Source organism: Ruegeria sp. CI8 (assembly GCF_056536865.1).
In genome coordinates, this window is record NZ_JBQFQL010000002.1 from 366886 (window position 1) to 382720 (window position 15835).

The 15835-nt window shown below is 64.1% G+C and carries 17 protein-coding genes; 13 read left to right on the forward strand and 4 right to left on the reverse strand.

The features are described 5' to 3' along the window. Positions 1-65 precede the first annotated feature (65 nt). Positions 66-794 carry a metallophosphoesterase gene (locus ACR0DA_RS12440; protein ID WP_480754259.1) on the forward strand — a complete coding sequence of 243 codons (729 nt, stop codon included), beginning with the start codon at positions 66-68 and terminating at the stop codon, positions 792-794. Here the strand turns inward: ACR0DA_RS12440 and ACR0DA_RS12445 are convergent, their stop codons facing one another. From ACR0DA_RS12445 to ACR0DA_RS12455, 3 genes are all read right to left on the reverse strand, one after another. After that, positions 795-2312, reverse strand: a complete 1518-nt coding sequence (locus tag ACR0DA_RS12445) for a malonate--CoA ligase (protein WP_480754261.1) — start codon at positions 2310-2312, stop codon at positions 795-797. A 77-nt stretch (positions 2313-2389) separates the two neighbouring features. Continuing rightward, positions 2390-3094, reverse strand: coding sequence for a GntR family transcriptional regulator (locus ACR0DA_RS12450; protein WP_480754262.1), 705 nt, complete (start codon positions 3092-3094; stop codon positions 2390-2392). A 28-nt stretch (positions 3095-3122) separates the two neighbouring features. Beyond that, a complete protein-coding gene (locus ACR0DA_RS12455) occupies positions 3123-4484 on the reverse strand; it encodes a formimidoylglutamate deiminase (RefSeq protein ID WP_480754264.1) in 1362 nt (453 codons plus the stop codon). Positions 4485-4565: 81 nt separating this feature from the next. Here ACR0DA_RS12455 and hutI point away from each other — a divergent pair, with 81 nt between their 5' ends. From hutI to ACR0DA_RS12495, 8 genes are all read left to right on the forward strand, one after another. Further along, complete coding sequence (gene hutI, locus ACR0DA_RS12460; protein ID WP_480754266.1) at positions 4566-5774, forward strand: imidazolonepropionase; 1209 nt, start codon at positions 4566-4568, stop codon at positions 5772-5774. Beyond that, positions 5771-7309, forward strand: a complete 1539-nt coding sequence (gene hutH, locus ACR0DA_RS12465) for a histidine ammonia-lyase (RefSeq protein WP_480754268.1) — start codon at positions 5771-5773, stop codon at positions 7307-7309. The genes hutI and hutH overlap by 4 nt, the downstream gene beginning before the upstream one ends. Continuing rightward, on the forward strand, positions 7306-8103 hold the full coding sequence (gene hutG, locus ACR0DA_RS12470) for an N-formylglutamate deformylase (RefSeq protein WP_480754270.1): 798 nt from the start codon (positions 7306-7308) through the stop codon (positions 8101-8103). Before hutH ends, hutG begins: the two co-directional genes overlap by 4 nt. Before the next feature lie 14 nt (positions 8104-8117). Then, positions 8118-9800, forward strand: a complete 1683-nt coding sequence (gene hutU, locus ACR0DA_RS12475; RefSeq protein ID WP_480754272.1) for a urocanate hydratase — start codon at positions 8118-8120, stop codon at positions 9798-9800. Between the two features lie 72 nt (positions 9801-9872). After that, positions 9873-10751, forward strand: coding sequence for a phosphoserine phosphatase SerB (gene serB / locus ACR0DA_RS12480; RefSeq protein WP_170370156.1), 879 nt, complete (start codon positions 9873-9875; stop codon positions 10749-10751). Positions 10752-10801: 50 nt separating this feature from the next. After that, positions 10802-11131, forward strand: a complete 330-nt coding sequence (locus ACR0DA_RS12485; RefSeq protein ID WP_170342435.1) for an ArsR/SmtB family transcription factor — start codon at positions 10802-10804, stop codon at positions 11129-11131. Beyond that, the gene (locus ACR0DA_RS12490; protein WP_480754274.1) at positions 11119-11556 is read left to right on the forward strand and encodes an SRPBCC family protein; all 438 of its coding nucleotides are present in this window, start codon (positions 11119-11121) and stop codon (positions 11554-11556) included. Before ACR0DA_RS12485 ends, ACR0DA_RS12490 begins: the two co-directional genes overlap by 13 nt. Before the next feature lie 19 nt (positions 11557-11575). Then, positions 11576-11896 carry a YciI family protein gene (locus ACR0DA_RS12495; RefSeq protein ID WP_480754275.1) on the forward strand — a complete coding sequence of 107 codons (321 nt, stop codon included), beginning with the start codon at positions 11576-11578 and terminating at the stop codon, positions 11894-11896. A gap of 3 nt (positions 11897-11899) precedes the next feature. Here the strand turns inward: ACR0DA_RS12495 and ACR0DA_RS12500 are convergent, their stop codons facing one another. Next, positions 11900-12898, reverse strand: a complete 999-nt coding sequence (locus tag ACR0DA_RS12500) for an asparaginase (protein WP_480754277.1) — start codon at positions 12896-12898, stop codon at positions 11900-11902. 179 nt (positions 12899-13077) lie between these two features. Here ACR0DA_RS12500 and ACR0DA_RS12505 point away from each other — a divergent pair, with 179 nt between their 5' ends. The 4 genes from ACR0DA_RS12505 (at position 13078) to rlmN (ending at position 15682) form a co-directional block, all read left to right on the forward strand. Beyond that, positions 13078-13611 (forward strand): invasion associated locus B family protein, encoded by a 534-nt coding sequence (locus ACR0DA_RS12505; RefSeq protein ID WP_170342134.1) that lies wholly within the window; start codon positions 13078-13080, stop codon positions 13609-13611. A gap of 161 nt (positions 13612-13772) precedes the next feature. Further along, positions 13773-13940, forward strand: a complete 168-nt coding sequence (locus ACR0DA_RS12510) for a hypothetical protein (protein ID WP_170342136.1) — start codon at positions 13773-13775, stop codon at positions 13938-13940. 87 nt (positions 13941-14027) lie between these two features. Then, positions 14028-14405 carry a lysozyme inhibitor LprI family protein gene (locus ACR0DA_RS12515; RefSeq protein WP_170360710.1) on the forward strand — a complete coding sequence of 126 codons (378 nt, stop codon included), beginning with the start codon at positions 14028-14030 and terminating at the stop codon, positions 14403-14405. A gap of 89 nt (positions 14406-14494) precedes the next feature. Then, positions 14495-15682, forward strand: a complete 1188-nt coding sequence (gene rlmN, locus ACR0DA_RS12520) for a dual-specificity RNA methyltransferase RlmN (protein ID WP_170439228.1) — start codon at positions 14495-14497, stop codon at positions 15680-15682. Positions 15683-15835 lie beyond the last annotated feature (153 nt).

Here is a 15835-nt window from a genome sequence, read left to right on the forward strand (position 1 = left end):
CCGGTGCAGGCGTTGTCGTTGCAAAGGCCCGCAAATCCAACCCCGCCTGGAACGGAGACATGGACATGACCGCGCCCACCTACGCCATCGGTGATCTGCACGGCCAGACGGCCGAGTTCGACCGCGCCCTGTCCCTGATCGAACAGGATGGCGGGCGCGATGCGCGGATCGTGTTTCTGGGCGACTACGTCGATCGCGGCCCCGACAGCAAGGGCCTGCTGGACCGGCTGATTGCCGGGCGCGACGCCGGGCGGAACTGGGTCACGCTGCTGGGCAACCATGACCGGATGTTCGCGTGGTTCCTGCAGGATGAGCCGCGCCATGATCCGCATCTTCTGGTCGGCTACCACTGGCTGCACGAGCGGCTGGGCGGCACCGAAACCCTGCGCAGCTATGGCGTCGAGTTCGAAGACCGCACCCGGCTGCAGGATGTGCATCGCGCGGCCGTTGCGGCAGTGCCGGTCGCGCACAGGGCTTTTCTGCGCGACCTGGTGCGGATGCATCAGACCCCCGAGATTGCCTTTGTCCACGCCGGCATCCGGCCGGGCGTGCCGCTGGGCGCGCAGGCCGAGGACGATCTGGTCTGGATCCGTCAGCGTTTTCACGCCTGCGAAACCCCGCACCCCAAGCTGATCGTGCATGGCCACACGGTGGTGGACCGCCCCACCCATTACGGGAACCGCATCAACCTGGACAGCGGCGCGGGCTATGGCCGCCAAACCGGGGTTGCCGTGTTCGAGGGGCGCGACTGCTGGCTGCTGACCGAAGCCGGACGCGTGCCGCTGCGCCCCTGATCAGCCGCCCGCGAACATGTTCTTGTAGGCCTCGCGGAGGGCGTTTTTCTGCACCTTGCCCATCGTATTGCGCGGCAGTTCGTCCAGCAGGATCAGCCTGCGGGGATTTTTGAAACGGGCAAGGCTTTGGCTCACCGCCTCCATGATCGCATCCAGATCCGGCGCCGCGCCGGCCTCGGGCACCAGGATGCCCAGCACGGTCTCCCCGAAATCCGGGTGCGGTACGCCGATCACCGCGCTTTCCAGCACGCCGGGCTGGTCATCCAGAACCAGCTCGACTTCCTTGGGATAGATGTTGTAGCCGCCCGAGATGATCAGGTCTTTGCCGCGCCCAACGATATGCACATAGCCGTCCGCGTCGATGCGGCCCAGATCACCGGTGATGAAGAACCCGTCCTCGCGCAGTTCGGCGGCGGTTTTCTCGGGCATCTGCCAATAACCCTTGAACACGTTCGGGCCGCGCACCTCGATCATGCCGATCTCGCCCTGCGGCAGCGGATCGCCCGTTTCGGGGTCGGTGATCTTCAACTCGACCCCCGGCAGCGAAAAGCCCACGGTTCCGGCCCGACGTTCGCCGTCATAGGGGTTCGAGGTGTTCATGTTGGTCTCGGTCATGCCATAGCGTTCAAGGATGCGGTGTCTGGTGCGTCGCTCGAACCGCGTGTGGGTTTCGGCCAGCAGCGGCGCCGAGCCGGAAATGAACAGCCGCATGTGCCGGGTCAGATCTCCGGTGAACCGGTCGTCGTCCAGAAGCCGGGTGTAGAAGGTCGGCACCCCCATCATCGAGGTGGCCTTGGGCATCAGGCGCAGGATGTCGTCCAGATCGAAGCCCGGTAGAAAGATCATCGATCCACCGGCCGACAGCATGACATTGGTGGCCACGAACAGGCCGTGGGTGTGAAAGATCGGCAGCGCGTGCAGCAACACGTCGTCCGCGGTGAAGCGCCACTCCTGCACCAGCGTTTCGGCATTCGACAGCAGGTTCGCCTGCGTCAGCATTGCACCCTTGGACCGCCCGGTGGTGCCCGATGTGTAAAGGAAAGCTGCGAGGTCATCCTCGGTCCTATGCGCGGGTTCGAAGGCTGGCAACATCCCAAGTGCGCGCCGCATCAGGCTGCCGGAACCGTCCGCGTTCAGGGTTTCGAGCATTGCATTCTGCGCTTGGGCAATCGGCTCGATATCGGCTTGTGAATTGGCATCCGCGACAACCATCCGAGCACCGCTGTTTTCGATGAAATACCGCAGCTCGTCTGTCGTGTAGGCGGTGTTCAGCGGCAGAAATATCAGCCCGGCCTGAACGCAGGCTGCATAAAGCGCCAGCGCCTCGGGCGATTTCGCGACCTGCACCGCAACGCGGTCATCCGGTTCCAGTCCGCAGGCCGTCAAAGCGTTGGCGATCCGGGCCGCCATGTCCAGGAAATCGGCATGTGAGAGAACGCGTCCGTCCGGCAGATGCAGGAACGGCGTTGTCTTACCCGCGTGAATGCCGAAAAGTCGATCGTATAGCGGGTTGCTCATCCCGTTCTCCGTGTTGCCGTTGCTCGGTCAAGGCGAACCTGTACCGGAATCGGGCCGCGGTAAAGGCCCGGACAGCCTCAGAACCGGGTGGTCATCCGGTAACCGGCCGCGAAATACATCTTGGCGAAGGTAACTGGGCTGCCTTGCAACCAGGTGATACGTTCCGCGGTAAAGACCGGCTCGCCAACCGTTACGTCCAGAAATCCGGCCAGTTCGGCATCGGCGCGGCTTGCCAGAAAAGACAGCTCGACATTGGTGAAGGGGACCGTCTGAATCAGCCATTCATTGGGTCCCAGCGCCGAGAAATCAGCCTGTTCGACAGCCGGAACGCTGGCCGTAACGATCCAGCGATCCTCGAACTGAAACGGGGTGTTGTCCGAAAAATGCATGCACCGAACATGCATCACCCGCCGATCCGATCCCAGCGCCAGCCGCGCGGCCAGCCAGTCGGGCGCCTGTTCGGCTTGGGCTGAGACAAGTGCATAGCGGTAGGTGCCGCTCAGAGCCTCGACCTCTTCCCGGACCAGCGGGATTGTGAACCGGGCCTGTCTCTGCGGCGCGCTCAGCACCCGGGTACCGGCCTTGCGGCGGCGTTCCAGAAATCCTTCCTCGGCCAGTTCGCGCAGCGCCCGATTGACCGTTGTACGCGTGCAGGAAAACTCGACCGCAAGGTCCTGCTCGTTGGGCAGCAACATGTCCGGCAGCCACTGGCCCGAGCGGATGCGGTCAAGCACAGTCTGCTTGATTTCCTTGTAGCCGGTCGTGTCAGCGGTCTGGGTCATCTTGATCTCAACTCAGTTCTTTGCCGGTTCAGACGTCGGTCAACAGGTCTGCAATCGCGGCTTTGTAGTCTCTGATTATCGTCTCGCGCGCAATATGCCTGCCATCCCGCACCATATGACGGCCTGCCGACCACAGATCCGTTACCAGACCATCGGGTGCGGCAAAGCACAAGCCGTCCAGAAGCTGATGATCCGCCAGCGCGCAAAGCGTCGGGTGCGACCGGTCGAGCGCTACCAGGTCGGCCAGTTTGCCGACCGCGATCTCTCCGGCATTGCGGCCCAGAGCCTGCGCCCCGCCTTGTGCCGCGCCGGTGTACAACGCATGTCCCACGGAACCGTTGGCCGCTGCCAGAACCGCGCGGGATCGGTCGCGAAGGCGCTGCGAATATTCCAGACTGCGCAACTCTTCTGACAGAGAAACCCGCACGTTAGAGTCTGATCCGACACCGAACCGTCCTCCAGCGTCAAGGTAGGGCACTCCGTTGAAGATCCCATCGCCGAGGTTGGCTTCTGTGATCGGACACAGGCCGGCCACGGCTCCGGAACGCGCCAAAGCGCGTGTTTCGGCGTCGTTCATCTGGGTAGCATGGATCAGACACCAGCGTGAATCGACCTGGGCATTGTCCAGAAGCCAGGCGACCGGGCGTTGGCCCAAAGCGGATTGCACGTCCTCGACCTCTTTCACCTGTTCGGCGATATGGATGTGAACCGGACCCTCCGGAACCTGCGCCAGCAGCAGGGCCAAGTCCTTGGGTGAGGTGGCGCGCAACGAGTGCGGCGCGATGCCGACCACCGTGTCCGCGGCAAGATCTGCGGCAGCCGACCGGCACTCGTGATACAGGTCCATGAACCGGTCCACGTCATTGCCGAACCGCAGCTGGCCGCCAGAAAGGGGATCTTGGCGGACGCCGCCGTAGGAATAGAGAACCGGCAAATGGGTCAGACCGATTCCCGTCCGCAAAGCTGCTGCGAAGATACGCTGGCTCAGCTCGGAAAGCTGGTCGTAGGGCGCTCCGCCGGGCTGGTGATGCACATAGTGGAATTCCCCGACTGCGGCATATCCGGCCTCCTGCATCTCAAGGAACACCAGCGCGGCGATGGCCTCCATCTGCTCGGGCGTCAACCTGTCCAGAAAGCGGTACATCAGATTTCGCCAGGACCAGAAGCTTTCCCGCCCGGCTGCGCGAAACTCGGTCATACCTGCCATAGCGCGCTGAAACGCGTGGCTGTGCAGGTTCGACAAGGCTGGCAGCAGGACATCAACGCAGGTGTCGGCCGACTGCGGACGCGCACCGGTCTCCAATCCGGTGATGACGCCATTCGCAGTTTCGACCCGCAGGTCTGAAACCCAGTCAGAGCCTAACAAGGCGGTTTTGGCGTGGATCTGCATCGGCGTCTCTTTTTGTGTAGACTTTAATTTTTTACACGTATACGAAAAATTGAAACCCGAGGGGAGTCCAAAAGAATCGCGATGACCAGAAATTCGGTGATTTGTTGTCGGCGGATCGCAACCATGGCGGATGGGGTTGCGTCCTATGGCTTGGTCGAAGACGCGGCGATTGCTGTTTCGTCGGGCCGGATCCAATGGGTCGGACCGCACCGAGATCTGCCGCCGGATCACGCCGACTGGCCGGTCGTCGATTTTGCGGATCGGTTGATCACTCCGGGCCTGATCGATCCGCACACGCATGCGGTTTTCGGGGGCAACCGGGCGGTTGAGTTCGAAATGCGGCTGAACGGGGCAACCTACGAGGAGATCGCGCGCGCCGGCGGTGGAATTCTGTCCACGGTCACCGCCACACGCGCCGCCAGTATGCAGGACCTGATCCGAGAGGCTCTGCCTCGCATAGACGCGCTGTTGGCCGAGGGTGTGACCTGCATTGAAATCAAGTCCGGTTACGGACTTGATCAGGACACCGAGCAGCGCATGTTGCGCGCGGCTCGGGAAATTGCGAAGCAGCGCCCGGTTCGGGTGGTGACCAGCTTTCTGGGCGCGCATGCGATCCCGCCCGAATTCACCGGGCGCGCGGATTCCTATATCGACACGGTCTGCATCCCGACCCTACGCGCGGCCCATGCCGAGGGGCTGGTCGATGCCGTTGACGGGTTCTGCGAGGGAATCGCCTTCGATACGGCTCAGATCGCGCGGGTGTTCGACGCCGCGCGTGATTTGGGGCTGCCGGTCAAGCTGCATGCCGAGCAATTGTCGAACCTGGGCGGGGCCCGGCTGGCGGCGTCCTACGGCGCCCTGTCGGTCGATCATCTCGAATATGTGGACGCCGCCGGCGTGGCTGCCATGGCCGAGGCCGGAACGACCGCGGTTCTGCTGCCCGGCGCATTCTACACTTTGCGGGAAACGCAGGTCCCGCCGGTCGATCTGTTCCGCAAGGCCGGGGTGCCGATGGCCCTGGCCACCGATTGCAACCCGGGGTCCTCGCCACTGACGTCGCTGCTGTTGACGATGAACATGGGCTGCACCCTGTTTGGCATGATCCCGGCCGAGGCGCTGGCCGGGGTCACCCGCAATGCCGCCCGCGCGCTTGGGCTGGCCGATGCCGGAACGATCGCGCCGGGGCAGCGGGCGGATCTGGCCGTGTGGGACGTCTCTCACCCGGCCGAGCTGGCCTATCGAATCGGGTTCAACCCGCTGCACGCGCGCATTTTCGGAGGGGAGGCATGAGCGCTTTGACCTTGGTTCCGGGGCTGGTCTCGCTGGCCCAACTGGCGGAGATCTACTGGAACGAAACGCCGGTGGTTCTGGATCAGGGCTGTCGCCCGGCTTTCGAGGCCGCCGCCGCCCGCATCGCCGAGGCCGCCGCCGGTGACCAGCCCGTCTATGGCGTGAATACCGGTTTCGGCAAGCTGGCCAGCCTCAAGATCGCGGCCAAGGACACCTCGGCGCTGCAGCGCAACCTGATCCTCAGCCATTGCTGCGGGGTCGGCCCGGCGGTGCCGCGGCGGTTGGCGCGCCTGATGATGGCGCTCAAGCTGTTGTCCTTCGGGCGCGGCGCATCTGGGGTGCGGTGGGTGCTGGTGGACCTGCTGCAGCAGATGCTGGCCCGTGGCGTGACACCGGTGATCCCGGCGCAGGGCTCGGTGGGGGCCTCGGGTGATCTGGCGCCGCTGGCCCACATGACGGCGGTGATCATCGGCGAAGGCGAAGCCGAGCTGAACGGTACGGTCATGCCAGGCGCACAAGCCTTGAAAAAGGCCGGATTAGAGCCTGTTCAGCTGGGGCCGAAAGAGGGGCTGGCCTTCATCAACGGCACCCAGTTCTCGACGGCCTACGCCTTGGCGGGCCTGTTCGAAGGCTGGCGCGCGGCGCAGAACGCGCTGGTCGTTTCGGCCGTATCGACCGATGCCATCATGGGCTCCACCGCGCCGCTGCAACCCGAGATCCATGCCCTGCGCGGTCATCGCGGCCAGATCGAGGCCGCCAGCGCCATGCGCGCCGTGCTGCAGGGTTCGGAAATCCGCGAAAGCCATCGCGAGGGCGACAGCCGCGTGCAGGACCCGTATTGCATCCGCTGCCAGCCGCAGGTCACCGGTGCAGCGATGGACGTGATCCGGCAGGCCGCCGCGACCTTGCAGACCGAGGCCAACGCGGCCACTGACAATCCGCTGGTGCTGTCCGATCCCGACATGATCGTCTCGGGCGGCAATTTTCACGCCGAACCGGTGGGATTTGCCGCCGACATGATCGCGCTGGCCCTGTCCGAGATCGGCGCCATCGCCCAGCGCCGGATCGCGCTGATGGTGGATCCGACGCTCAGCTTCGACCTGCCGCCATTCCTGACCCCCGACCCGGGTCTGAATTCGGGCTTCATGATCGCCGAGGTCACGACCGCCGCGCTGATGAGCGAAAACAAGCATCTGGCCAATCCGTGCGTCACCGACAGCACGCCCACCTCGGCCAACCAGGAAGATCACGTCTCGATGGCCGCCCATGGGGCGCGGCGTCTGACGCGCATGGTGAAAAACCTGAACCATATTCTGGGGATCGAGCTGCTCTGCGCCGCCCAGGGCGTCGAATTCCGCGCGCCGCTGGTCACCAGCGCGCCCCTGCAGCGGGTGATTGCGCGGCTGCGCGCCGATATCCCGCCTTTGGCCGAGGACCGGTACCTAGCCCCGGAGCTGGAGCAGGCCAACGATCTTGTGGCCAGCGGCGCGATCCTCGAGGCGCTGGGCGTACCGCTGCCGGAGGTGACCGCATGACCGTGGTCGAGGTGCAGCGGGGGCAGGGCCCGATCGTGCTGGGCCAACCGCATGGCGGAACCGTCGTGCCCGAGGAGATCCATGCGCGCCTGAACCAGACTGGCCGGGCGTTGGCCGATACGGATTGGCACATAAATAGGCTCTATAAGCGGCTATTGGGCGATGCGACGGTGGTTCAGTCCCGCGTGCACCGCTATGTGATCGACGCCAATCGCGATCCGGCGGACGTGTCGCTCTATCCGGGGCAGAACACGACGACCCTGGTGCCTCTGACCGATTTCGACGGGCGCCCCATATGGCTGGAAGGTCAGGAGCCGTCGGAAGATGAGATCGAGGAGAGGCGCGAAAAGTTCCACGCCCCTTACCACGCCGCGTTGCAGGAAGAATTGGAGCGGGTGCGGGCCAGGCATGGCGTGGCGATCCTGTTCGACTGCCATTCGATCCGGTCGCGGATCCCGTTCCTGTTCGACGGAGAACTGCCGGTGTTCAACACGGGCACCAATGACGGAACCACCTGCGCACCCGAGGTCGCGCAGGCGGTGGATGCCGTGGCCCGGGCGTCGGGCTGTACCGCAGTGCTGAACGGCCGGTTCAAGGGTGGCTGGACCACCCGGCACTATGGCCGTCCGGACACGGGCATACATGCGATCCAGATGGAGATCGCGCAACGCGCCTATATGGACGAGACGCCGCCCTGGACATGGCGAGCGGACCGGGCCGAACGCCTGCGCCCACACCTGCAAGAGATGCTTGACCGCCTGCGTGCCCTGGCCCTGTCGGGCGCGCTGGCCTAAATAGGAGTCCCGAAATGAGTGACCCGCGCAAGAACACCCGTGACGTCTTTCCGCCGACCGGGCCGGACCTGAATGCCAAAAGCTGGCTGACCGAGGCCCCGTTGCGGATGCTGATGAACAATCTGCACCCCGACGTGGCCGAAAATCCGCACGAACTGGTGGTCTATGGCGGCATCGGCCGTGCGGCTCGAACCTGGAAGGATTTCGACACTATTGTGGCCAGTTTGAAGGATCTCGAGTCCGACGAGACCCTGATCGTGCAGTCCGGCAAGCCGGTGGCGATCATCCGCACTCACAAGGACGCGCCGCGGGTGCTGATCGCCAATTCCAACCTCGTGCCGCATTGGGCGACCTGGGATCATTTCAACGAATTGGATCGGAAGGGCCTGATGATGTACGGCCAGATGACGGCCGGGTCGTGGATCTACATCGGCACGCAGGGCATCGTTCAGGGCACCTATGAAACCTTCGCCGAGGCCGGGCGCCAGCACTATGGTGGTGACCTGACCGGGCGATGGATCCTGACCGGTGGGCTGGGCGGCATGGGCGGAGCTCAGCCCCTCGCGGCAGTCTTCGCCGGGGCCTGCTGTCTGGCGGTGGAATGCAATCCTGACAGCATCGATTTTCGCCTGCGCACCAAATACCTGGATGAAAAGGCCGAAACGCTGGACGAGGCGCTCGCCATGATCGACCGCTGGACCAAGGCGGGCGAGGCGAAGTCCGTGGGTCTGCTGGGCAATGCGGCCGAGATCTTTCCCGAGATCTACCGCCGCATGGCCGCCGGTGGGATGCGCCCCGACATCGTAACCGACCAGACCAGCGCCCATGATCCGATCAACGGGTATCTGCCCTTGGGCTGGACCTTGGCGCAATGGCGCGAAAAGCGGGAAACAGACCCTAAAGCAGTGGAAAAGGCCGCACGCGCCTCGATGAAGCAGCATGTCGCGGCGATGGTCGATTTCTGGAACGCGGGCGTGCCGACGCTGGACTATGGCAACAACATACGGCAGGTGGCGCAGGACGAGGGGCTTAAGAACGCCTTTGCCTTTCCCGGTTTCGTCCCGGCCTATATCCGCCCGCTGTTCTGCCGTGGCATCGGCCCGTTCCGCTGGTGCGCGCTGTCGGGCGACCCCGAAGATATCTACAAGACCGACGCCAAGATGAAGGAGTTGTTCCCCGAGAACGAGCATCTTCATCGCTGGCTGGACATGGCCCGTGACCGGATCGCGTTTCAGGGCCTGCCCGCGCGGATCTGCTGGATCGGGCTGGGCGACCGGCACCGCGCCGGGCTGGCCTTCAACGAGATGGTCGCGAAGGGAGAACTGAGCGCTCCGGTCGTCATCGGACGGGATCATCTGGACAGCGGCTCGGTCGCCAGCCCCAACCGCGAGACCGAGGCGATGCTGGATGGGTCCGACGCCGTGTCGGACTGGCCGCTGCTGAACGCGTTGATCAACACCGCCAGCGGCGCGACCTGGGTGTCGTTGCATCACGGCGGCGGGGTCGGCATGGGCTTCAGCCAGCATGCGGGCGTGGTGATCTGCGCCGACGGCACCGAGGACGCCGCGCGGCGGCTGGAGCGGGTGTTGTGGAACGACCCGGCCTCGGGCGTGTGGCGTCATGCGGATGCAGGGTATGACATCGCCAAGGACTGCGCCCGCGAACACGGGCTGCGCCTGCCGGGCATTCTGGGGTAGCGGCGCGGAATTGGCCTCTGGCGGAAATGCTGCGCCTGCGATATGCGCAGGGCAGGCTGCCGGAGGATCAAGATGTACGTTGCCACCCTGTTGACCAACCCCAAGACGCCATCGCTGGACGGGGCGTTGATCGACTCGCTGCGCAATGCCTGGGGCGGGGGCGACATCCAGTGGCTGAGCCCCGATGAGGCGGCCGAATTTGCCCTGCCGGCGGTTCCGGCCAACCGTTGGGATGTCTGGGCCGACCTGCAGAAATTGGGCGTCGATCTGGTGGTGCAGCCGGCCGAGGGCCGCCGCAAGAAGATGCTGCTGGCCGATATGGACAGCACGATGATCCAGCAGGAATGCATCGACGAACTGGCCGACGAGGCCGGGGTAGGCGAGCGGGTCAAGGACATCACCGCCCGCGCCATGAATGGCGAGCTGGATTTCGAAGGCGCGCTGACCGAGCGGGTGGGCCTGCTGAAGGGGCTGGACGTGTCGGTGATCGACCGGGTGCTGAACCAGCGCATCACCCTGATGCCGGGCGGCCGCGAACTGGTGGCGACGATGCGGGCCAATGGTGGCTATGCCGCGCTGGTCTCGGGCGGGTTCACGGCGTTCACGGCCCGCGTGGCCGAGCTGCTGGGTTTTGACGAGAACCGCGCCAACACGCTACTGGCGGAGGACGGCAAGCTGACCGGTGACGTGCAGCGCCCGATCCTGGGCCGTCAGGCCAAGGTCGAGGCGCTGGAGCAGATATCGGCCCGGCTGGGTATTTCCGAGGCCGAAGTGATCGCCGTGGGCGACGGGGCGAATGACCTGGGCATGCTGGAGCGCGCCGGAACAGGCGTGGCCCTGCACGCCAAGCCCTCGGTCGCCGCGCAATGCGACGTGCGCATCAACCATGGCGACCTGACCGCGCTGCTGTACCTGCAGGGATATGCCCGATCGGACTTTGCGCGGGGCTGATCCGACGGTTTCGGGTTCCCATTGTTTAACATTCGTGTTAATCAATAGCTATGAACACGCTGCTCGAAGCCTTTTCGGCCCTGTCCGACCCGACCCGATTCACGATCGTTGAACAACTGATGGATCACGGCGAACTGCCTGCCGGAGACCTAGCCCAGGGCAAGGGCATGTCCGGCGCGGCCATTTCCCGGCACCTGAAGGTGCTGCGGCAGGCCGGGCTGGTGAACCAGCGCGTGAACGGCACCCAGCGCATCTATTCGATCCGCCCCGAGGGGCTGCGGGCGATTGCCGAATGGACCATCTCGAAACGCCAGTTCTGGGAGGCCAGCCTGAACCGCCTGGGCGACATTCTGCAGGAGGACTCCTCATGGCCGACCTGAAGCTGGTGCGTGACTTTCCGGTCAGCGCCGAAACCCTGTTCGCCTGGATCAGCGACGGAACCAGATTGTTGCAGTGGTGGGGGCCCGAAGGGGTCGAGGTGCCGGAGCACGATCTGGATTTCTCGCGCCTAGGTCCGTGGTATTCGGTCATGGTCAATCGCGAGGGGCAGCGTTTCAAGGTGTCCGGGCATGTGACCCATGTGGACCCACCGAACTCGGTCGGGTTCACCTGGGGCTGGCATGACGACCAGGACCAGCGCGGCGCCGAGAGCCACGTGACGCTGGTGGTCGAGCCTACTGATACCGGAGCTCGCCTGATCCTCGACCACCGCGATCTGGGCGATGACGACGTCTCGGCCAATCATGAAAGCGGCTGGACCTCGTCGCTGCGCAAGCTGGAAGCCCGGCTTGCCAACCCCGTCTGACCAAAAGGGAGACCAGAAAATGCCTCAGTACCTGTTTGTCTATCACGGCGGCACCACGCCGACCGACCCGACCGAGATCGAAGCCACCATGGCCGCCTGGGGCGCGTGGTTCCAGAACATGGGTTCGGCGCTGGAAATACCCGGCAACCCGGTGGGCCAGTCCCATACCGTCAGCGCCGATGGCGTGGCCGACAATGGCGGGCCGAACCCGGCCTCGGGCTTTACCGTGGTCAAGGCCGACAGCATCGAAGCCGCCACCGAGATGGCCAAGGGCTGCCCCATGGTGGTCAACGGCTCGGGCTCGGTCGAGGTGGCCGAGATCCACGAGATCGAGATGTGACCCTCAGCCGGGGAAACCCGGCGCGGGGCGGATCACGCCGCATTCCAGCCCGCGGCGGCTGTATTGCGTGGCGTTCATGAATTTGCGCGTGGCCGGGTGATCGGCCTCGAGCACGCCGAGGCTGACGAGAATGGCGGCGATGGCGCATTCGCTGGCGCGGGTGGCGCCATCAGTGATCTTCAGCGCCACGCCCATCTTCTTTTCCGGGATGATGGCCACGAATACGGCCTCGGCCCCGGTCTTGATCGCGGCACGGCCGTTCATCGCGCGCATCAGTTCGGTGCAGGCGCGGGTTTCGCCGGCCACGAGCTCGGGGTGGGAGACCATCGCCCGGGTCAATTGCAGGGCCGCGTCGCTGGCCCGGTCCGACCGGTCGCCGGCCGAGGCAAACCACGCCATCGACCGCGCCAGCCCCACCAGCGAAGTGGCGAAATTGGGCGCCGAGCAACCGTCGATCCCGTAACAGGGGCTGTCCTCGCCCGTGGTCTCTTCGAAGGCCGACAAGCAGGCCTGCTGCACGGGGTGGTCGATTTCGATATATTCGGGGCCTGCGCCCATGTGCCGGGCCAGGGTCAGGAACCCGCAATGCTTGCCCGAGCAGTTGTTGTGGATCTGGCAGGGGGTGTCGTCGGCCAGGATCAGGCCGTCGCGCGCGGCCATGTCGGCCGGCTCCTGCGGGCCGCAGCGCAAATCGGGCTCGGACAGGCCCAGGTGATCCAGCCAGGCGGTCACGCGCTCGGTATGGATCGCCGCGCCGTTGTGCGAGGCGCAGGCCAGCGCCAGATGCTCGGAGCCCAGCCCGTATTTGGCCGCCGCGCCCGAGGTGATCAGCGGCAGCGCCTGGATCATCTTGGCTGACGACCGCGGATAGATCACCGCGTTCGGATCGCCCCAGCTGCGCACGATCTGGCCGCTGTCGTCGCAGATCACCGCATGGCCTAGATGAAGGCTCTCCAACAGCGGTCCGCGCCACAGTTCGGTCATCGGTACTGGCTGCGTCATGTCGTCCCTCCGGAATGTGCGCAAAATTCTGCCAATCGCCCTTTCGCCTGTGGCGAAACCTGCGTTAGTGTGTGTATGTCGGCAATCATCCGGATGCGCAACTGCAACAGACGGACCGTCAGGGTTCGCGGCCTTCCGGGATGGAGTTGAGGTGTGGGTCGAGCCAGGAGGCTGAACGAATGAAAACAATGCTCGCCCGCGTATGCGCGGGCCTTTGTGTGGCAGGGATGGCCACGACAGCGATCGCCCAGCAGGCGACCAGTACGAACCGTGTGTCCGCTCAGACTGATTGGAGCGTGTTCGTCGAAGACGATCCGACCGAGTGCTGGAGCGTATCCGCCCCCAAGGAGACCGTGAATACCCGCGGTGGCCGTGTGGTATCGGTGCGTCGCAGCGACATTTTGCTGTTCGTGTTCTATCGCCCCAACGCCGAGGTCAAAGGTCAGGTGACATTCACCGGAGGCTACCCATTCGCCCCCGGGTCCACGGTGAACCTGGAAATCGACGGGTCCGAGTTCGAACTGTTCACCGAGGGCGAGTGGGCGTGGCCCGCCAGCGCCGCGGATGATGCCAAGATCGTCACGGCGATGAAGCGCGGGACCGAGGCCGTGTTGACCGCACGGTCCGAACGCGGCACCCAGACCAAGGACACGTTCTCCTTGCTGGGCTTTACCGCAGCCATCGAAGACGCCGAGAAGCGCTGCACCAAATAACTGCCCAACCCGTCCAGATCTAATGCCCCGCCAAAATGGCGGGGTTTTGCGTTTTTGCGCATCCGTTTACGCAACGTCGGCACCAAAACTTGATCCGCATCAAGGCTGACGGATTCGATTTCTGAACCAATCGGTTCAGACAACAAAGAAGGAGTCCAGACATGTCGACCAAACCCCTTATTGCGGTTCTGATTGTTGCAGCGGCAACTCTGAGCGCGTGCGAGAAATCCACCGAAACCTATCCGGTCACGGGCGAGCAATGCGGCCCGAATGATCCGGTCAAGACACTGGATGCCGAGGACTGCTACATCCCGCCAGCCGGGGTGTGATCGCTCGCTGCACCTAAAACGTGCCCAAGCCTGACCACTGTGCTAAGCTCTGTCTGAAACCATGGGTAGACAGGCGAGGAGACGGACATGCGTTGGGTTTGGGCAGCAATTCTTCTTCCGGTATCGGCATTTGCAGACCCGGCGCTGGAATGTACCGATGCCGGATCTCAGGTCGAGATCGGGACATGCGTCGGTCGGGCCGAGACCAATGTCGAGGCCGCTTTGGTCGCGGCGTTTGGGTTCGCAGTCGATGCGGCGAAGGAACTGGACGAAGTGACGGGTCGGGCTGTTGCTTTGCCAGCCCTTGAAACTTCTCAAGAGGCTTGGAAGACTTTTCGCGATGCGCAGTGCGAAGCAGTTGGCGCGTCTTTTGGTGGTGGATCCGGAACGGGCATTGCGATCACCTCGTGCCGGGTCGAGTTGGGGCGGGCCCGTGTCACCGAACTGTTGCGGTTCCTCGACTGACGTCCGGACAGGTTCTCACGAATCCTTTTGATCTTTGCCGGCGTTCCTATATAGAGGCGCATCCCAAGCCAGAACGCCCGAGAACCGCCATGTCCGCCAAAGCGCCGATCACCCAGGATGTCATGACCATTCCCCGCAAATTGCCCGAGGGAAAGATCAACCTTGTCGGTCTGACCCGCGACCGGCTGCGCGAGGTTCTGATCGAACATGGAACGCCTGAAAAGCAGGCCAAAATGCGGGTGAACCAGATCTGGCAGTGGATCTATCAATGGGGCGTGCGCGATTTTGACCAGATGACCAATCTGGCCAAGGCCTATCGCGCGCAACTGGCCGAGAATTTCGTGATCGAAATCCCCGAGGTGGTTACCCGCCAGGTGTCGGAGGATGGTACCCGCAAGTACCTGGTGCGCATCGCCGGTGGGCACGAGGTCGAGGTCGTCTACATCCCCGAAGAGGATCGCGGCACGCTGTGCATCTCGTCGCAGGTGGGCTGCACGTTGACCTGTTCGTTCTGCCACACCGGAACGCAGAAGCTGGTGCGCAACCTGACTGCGGCCGAGATCATCGGTCAGGTGATGATGGCACGTGACGATCTGGACGAATGGCCCACCCCAGGCGCGCCCAAGAACGAGACGCGCCTGCTGTCCAACATCGTGCTGATGGGCATGGGCGAGCCGCTCTATAATTTCGAAAACGTCCGCGACGCCATGAAGATCGCGATGGACCCCGAGGGCATTTCCCTGTCGCGCCGGCGGATCACCTTGTCGACCTCGGGTGTGGTGCCCGAGATCGCCCGCACGGCGGAAGAGATCGGCTGCCTGCTGGCGATCTCGTTCCACGCCACCACCGACGAGGTGCGCGACGTTCTGGTGCCGATCAACAAGCGTTGGAACATCGAGGAACTGCTGCAGGCGCTGGCCAGCTATCCCAACGCGTCGAATTCCGAGCGGATCACCTTTGAATACGTGATGCTGGACGGCGTGAACGACAGCGACGAGGACGCGCATCGCCTGATCGACCACATCAAGCGCCACGACATTCCGGCCAAGATCAACCTGATCCCGTTCAACGAGTGGCCCGGCGCGCCCTACAAGCGCAGCTCGAACAACCGGATCCGGGCCTTTGCCAACATCATCTATCAGGCCGGGTACGCCTCGCCCATCCGCAAGACGCGGGGCGAGGACATCATGGCCGCCTGCGGTCAGTTGAAATCGGCCACCGAGCGCGCCCGCAAGTCGCGCCGCCAGATCGAGGCCGAGGCCGGGCTGAAAGGTTGATCCGATGCCCGCGGGTTCGCGGGCAAATGGTCTGTAATTCTACGGCTGAATTTGGTAGTCTTGAGCCATGAGAGGTGCGCGGTTGCGCGCACGTAAAATCTGCGCACAAGACGGTGAGTTGGACAGTCCGGTTCTGGTGCGTTTCGTCCAGTC